Source organism: Acinetobacter sp. S4397-1 (assembly GCF_024129285.1).
Lineage (GTDB): Bacteria > Pseudomonadota > Gammaproteobacteria > Pseudomonadales > Moraxellaceae > Acinetobacter > Acinetobacter lwoffii_C.
In genome coordinates, this window is the sequence record NZ_JAMXXZ010000063.1 from 1 (window position 1) to 4,284 (window position 4,284).

At 41.2% G+C, this 4,284-nt stretch carries 5 protein-coding genes; 3 read left to right on the plus strand and 2 right to left on the minus strand.

What is annotated here, in order from left to right:
* Positions 1-197: 197 nt before the first annotated feature.
* Positions 198-626, minus strand: a complete 429-nt coding sequence (arsC, locus tag NI467_RS14380) for an arsenate reductase (glutaredoxin) (RefSeq protein WP_151203250.1) — start codon at positions 624-626, stop codon at positions 198-200.
* Positions 627-708: 82 nt separating this feature from the next.
* On the opposite strand from arsC, the gene NI467_RS14385 reads away from it, so the two are divergent.
* From NI467_RS14385 to arsH, 3 genes are read left to right on the plus strand one after another with little or no spacing between them, the layout of a single operon-like run.
* Positions 709-1,023: a metalloregulator ArsR/SmtB family transcription factor gene (locus NI467_RS14385; protein ID WP_151206834.1), complete on the plus strand. Its 315-nt coding sequence runs from the start codon at positions 709-711 to the stop codon at positions 1,021-1,023.
* A gap of 4 nt (positions 1,024-1,027) precedes the next feature.
* Positions 1,028-2,068: an ACR3 family arsenite efflux transporter gene (gene arsB / locus NI467_RS14390; protein WP_253153479.1), complete on the plus strand. Its 1,041-nt coding sequence runs from the start codon at positions 1,028-1,030 to the stop codon at positions 2,066-2,068.
* Between the two features lie 5 nt (positions 2,069-2,073).
* Entirely contained in the window at positions 2,074-2,778 is a 705-nt protein-coding gene (arsH, locus tag NI467_RS14395) for an arsenical resistance protein ArsH (protein ID WP_253153480.1), read from the plus strand.
* Between the two features lie 100 nt (positions 2,779-2,878).
* On the opposite strand, the gene NI467_RS14400 is transcribed toward arsH, so the two are convergent.
* Entirely contained in the window at positions 2,879-4,138 is a 1,260-nt protein-coding gene (locus NI467_RS14400) for a serine hydrolase (protein WP_253153481.1), read from the minus strand.
* Positions 4,139-4,284 lie beyond the last annotated feature (146 nt).

Genomic DNA, 4,284 nt, shown 5'->3' on the forward strand with positions numbered 1-4,284 from the left:
TCATCCGCAGATTATGCACGAATGCCAAGAAATCTGGAGTGCAAATATTAACCAAAAAGAAGATCGTTTTTTGATTTATGAAAGAGATCTAGTGAAACTTCCCTAAAATTAATATAATACAGATTAGACGCAGCCCCAATCTTAGATTGGGGCTTTTTAATGTTCGGGTAACCACCTCTATATTAAATGCAGTGGATTTACTTAATCCGTTCACCATTTTCATCAATAATCATTTCACCATCCTCTTTGGTAAAAGCTCCCAATTGAGGCGCAGACAAAATATCTAAAACGAGTTCAGAGGGTCTACAAAGTTTTACACCGACCTCTGTCACCACAAATGGACGATTAATTAAAATTGGATACTCAAGCATAAAATGAATGAGCTGTTCATCTGTCCAGTGTTGCTGATCTAATTGAAGAGTTGCAAAAGGTTCTACATTTTTACGAATAGCTTCACGTACAGAAAGGCCTGATTTTTCAATTAGATTCATGAGTTCGTTCTTGCTTGGAGGGTTAAGAAGATACTCAATAATTTCAGGTTCTACGCCTGCATTTCGAATTAGCGCCAGTGTATTTCTGGATGTTCCACAAGCAGGGTTATGATAGATCTTAACTTTTGATGACATTGGATTTACTCAGGCATTCATAATATTGCATTTATATATGGATATACGTATATTCGCAATAGCATATATGTGAGTATCGATTATGGATCAAGCAGATTTCTTTAAGTGCCTATCTGACCCGACACGTCTAGATATTTTAAAAATTATTTTAGAAAGACAAAATGTATGTGTGTGTGAAATCACAGAGATATTACAACTGAGCCAACCTAAGATTTCTCGTCACTTGGCTTTACTTCGCAACCTCTCAATTTTGCTAGATGAGCGCAAAGGACAATGGGTGTACTACCGATTAAATCCCGATTTACCAGAATGGGTAAATGCAGTTCTCAATGTGTTAAGTAATGAAGTAGTGAATACAGCTGCGAGCAATCTATCTATCTCTATGCAATGCGAGTAATTCAATGTCCGCCTCAAAGCTCTCCTTCTTAGACCGAAACCTCACCCTATGGATTTTCATTGCCATGGCATTAGGCGTAGGTATTGGGGTATTTTTCCCTCAAACATCTGTAGTACTCGATCAATTAAGCATTAACTCAGTAAATATCCCTATCGCAATAGGGCTTATTTTGATGATGTATCCGCCACTTGCCAAGGTAGACTATGCGACCTTGCCTAAAGTCTTTGAAGATAAGCGTACCCTTGCATTATCTCTCATTCAAAACTGGCTCATAGCACCTTGCTTAATGTTTGGTTTGGCAATCATTTTTTTGCACGCCTATCCTGAATACATGACAGGTCTCATTCTGATTGGTTTAGCCCGATGTATTGCTATGGTCCTGGTGTGGAATGGCCTGGCATGTGGCGATAATCAGTATGTTGCAGCCTTAGTTGCATTTAACAGTATCTTCCAAATCTTGTTCTTTAGTACTTATGCCTGGTTATTCTTGACCTTCTTACCGCCCTTCTTTGGAGTAGAGGCACAAATCATTAATGTGAGCTTTTGGACGATTACCCATGCTGTTCTTGTTTATCTGGGCATCCCCTTCTTACTTGGCTTTTTAACCCGCTTGATCTTAGTCAAACAGAAAGGCTTAGATTGGTATCAAACCAGATTTATCCCAAAGATTAGCCCTATCAGCCTTATTGCGCTTCTAGTTACGATTGTAGCCATGTTTAGTCTTAAAGGTGGTGAGGTGGTTAGCCTTCCTTTAGATGTGCTTAGAATTGCTATTCCTTTGACAATCTACTTTGTTGCAATGTTCTTCATCAGCTTCTTTATGAGTAAATGGATGGGTAACGACTATCCTAAAACCACTGCTATTTCCTTTACTGCGGCAGGCAACAATTTTGAATTAGCACTTGCTGTAGCCATTGCCACTTTTGGATTAGCCTCACCTGTAGCCTTCACAACCGTGATCGGACCACTTGTTGAAGTTCCTGTATTGATTGCCTTGGTGACAGTTTCGCTATGGCTTAGAAAAAAAGTGTTTAAAGAGGTATGAGTCGAATGAGCTTACCAAATATTGATCTTAGTCTTTTAGAAAAACCGACTTTAGAAAAAGTTCAGGCACAGCACCTTGATCATCCACCAAGAATATTGCTCCTGTATGGCTCAAATCGTGATAGATCATATAGCCGTTTAGCAGTTCAGGAAGCAGGTCGAATTTTGGAATACTTCGGTGCAGAAGTGAAAATTTTCCATCCTAAGGGTTTACCTCTTCCTGAAGATGGTGATATGCAACATCCAAAGGTAAAAGAACTGCATGAACTTTTAGCATGGTCAGAAGGCATGGTTTGGTGCTCTCCTGAGCGTCATGGTTCAATGAGTTCGATTTTAAAAGCGCAAATTGACTGGATTCCATTAGCTGCAGGTGCAATACGTGCAACACAAGGTAAAACTTTAGCGGTAATGCAAGTATGTGGTGGCTCACAGTCCTTTAATGCGGTAAATCAATTGCGGATTTTAGGACGCTGGATGCGTATGATCACCATCCCGAATCAGTCCTCAGTGCCTAAAGCATTTCTTGAGTTTGAAGAAGATGGCCGTATGAAACCTTCTTCTTATTACCGGAGGATCGTAGATGTGATGGAAGAACTTTATAAATTTACGCTTTTAACCCGGGGTCAGTCTGCGTATCTGACTGACCGTTATTCTGAACGTGTAGAAAGTGCGGAAGAACTTTCACAACGCGTAAATCAAAAGAATATTTAAGTTTTCCAACATTAAATAATACACATTATGCCAAGCTGAAAAATAGGAACTTAAAGTTCCTATTTTTATTTCAGCTCCCTGACCAAACCCAAAAATAGAATTACCACCAGCCTTTTCGACCTCTAAGCACTGCATCAGCACAGCGTAAAGCTTCCTGCGTCAATCCCCATAACCGGTAATCTCCTGTTAATGAACCTGTAGGAAAGTTATGTGTATACGCAAAACTTAAATTACGCTCCGGATCACACCAAGCTCCGGACCCATTAAACCCCATATGCCCAAACCCTTGAGAAGCTTTACCTAAGCTTAATATCCGGTGATAGCCTAAACGCCAATGCATTGGCAAAGGCATAATCCGGTCACGGCGGGTATATTGCACTTGGCTCAGACGCTGAAAATTTTCAGTTGAAATATAGGTTTCCCCCTGCCAAAGGCCATGATTGGCAAGCATGGCATAGATTTTTGCCAGACTCCGTGCAGTAAATACTCCATTGGCTGAAGGAATAACCGCCTGTAAACCTTGATTACTAAAGAAATTAAAATTCTTCATACCTTTAGGAATCATTCCGTCCTGAAAATCTTGTGGACTTTGACCACTCCATATCAATGCCCGCTCCATCAAATTAGGCTTTCGAGCTGCGGTTTTTTTAACTTTGACTTGTGAAGATGACTGGGTCGGAAAAATTGGTCGTGCAACTCGTGTTAGTTCTTGCGCTGGCACACCAAAATAGGCACCATCGAGCTCCAAAGGCTGCACCAGATACTGCTGCATCAATGATTGCAGACTCTGGCCGGTGGCTTTTTCCAGTGCGCCACCCACCTGCCAGCCAAAGGTCAAAGGCTGATAAGCAGCATCCGTTGCCACCTTAAAACGCGGTTTTGCTGCTGCTATTCGTTCCAGCATTTGAGGCCAGTTGGCCATTTCGGCTGCATCATCAATGATATTACGAATATCAAACAGTCCACTTTGATGACTGAGCATATGTGCTAATGTAATTTTATCTTTAGCCTGCTGGGCAAACTCAGGCCAATAGTCAGCAACTGGTCGATCGTAATCAATCAGGCCTTGACTTGCCAGAATATGCGCCAATGTCGCCAGCACTCCCTTACCAGTGGAATAGCACAGTGACATGGTATCTTCTTGCCAAGCTTCGTTTTCCGACTTTTTACCAGTGTAAATATCCAAGACTTTTTGTCCCTGAAAATAAATCACCAGCGCAGCCCCACCCTGTTCAGTACGGGCATGCTGCAAGCGGCTAAACTGCTCTGCCAGAGCTTTAAAACGTTCATCTACCACTCCCTGGTAGTTTTCTTTGTCAGCAAGCACATAGTCTTTTAAAGGCTGTAATATTCTGTCCATAGAATCTTGATCTCATAAAAATAAAAAGCCTAGGGCGTGTCCTCATTTGGCTTTGCACCAAATAAACATGCAAGCAATGTAAATCATAGACTGATAATTTCGTGCAAGCTTATCAAATCGGGTAGCAATAGCACGGAAATGTTTTA

Excerpts from the sequence above, each read along its gene's own strand:
- arsC (WP_151203250.1), bottom strand. The coding sequence starts at position 626 with ATGTCATCAAAAGTTAAGATCTATCATAACCCTGCTTGTGGAACATCC.
- NI467_RS14385 (WP_151206834.1), top strand. The coding sequence starts at position 709 with ATGGATCAAGCAGATTTCTTTAAGTGCCTATCTGACCCGACACGTCTA.
- arsB (WP_253153479.1), top strand. The coding sequence starts at position 1,028 with ATGTCCGCCTCAAAGCTCTCCTTCTTAGACCGAAACCTCACCCTATGG.
- arsH (WP_253153480.1), top strand. The coding sequence starts at position 2,074 with ATGAGCTTACCAAATATTGATCTTAGTCTTTTAGAAAAACCGACTTTA.
- NI467_RS14400 (WP_253153481.1), bottom strand. The coding sequence starts at position 4,138 with ATGGACAGAATATTACAGCCTTTAAAAGACTATGTGCTTGCTGACAAA.